Here is a 409-nt window from a genome sequence, read left to right as displayed (position 1 = left end):
GTTACAGGTACCGCTGGTAGCCGCCCGGCTGGGCGTACTGGAGCGACAGTATCAGCGTATACGGCAGTTGAAAGCCCTGTCCATGACTGATGGGTTAACCGGAATTGCCAATCGGCGGCGGTTTGATGAGTTTTTACTGGCGGAGTGGCGTCGGGCGCAACGACAGCAAAGTAATCTGGCGGTGATGATGGTGGATGTGGATGCCTTCAAGGCGTTTAACGATCGATACGGCCATGTACAAGGGGATGAGGCCTTGCGTCAGGTGGCCAGGGCACTGGACGACAGCGTCAATCGTTCCCACGATCTGGTTGCCCGCTACGGTGGTGAAGAATTTTCTATTGTACTGCCGTTGATCGAGCCGGAAGGGGTCGCGATTGTTGCGCAGCGAATGCTGGCATCGGTGGCTGCC

At 57.2% G+C, this 409-nt stretch carries 1 protein-coding gene; it reads left to right on the top strand.

The features are described from left to right. Window positions 1-409, top strand: a 409-nt coding sequence (locus Q4563_RS16570; protein ID WP_303605267.1) for a GGDEF domain-containing protein, incomplete at both ends; no start/stop codon positions are given.

The sequence above is a fragment of the Gilvimarinus sp. 1_MG-2023 genome, assembly GCF_030548285.1.
The sequence above is the reverse complement of the archived record's forward strand: the minus strand, read 5'-3'. Positions and strand labels throughout refer to the sequence as shown.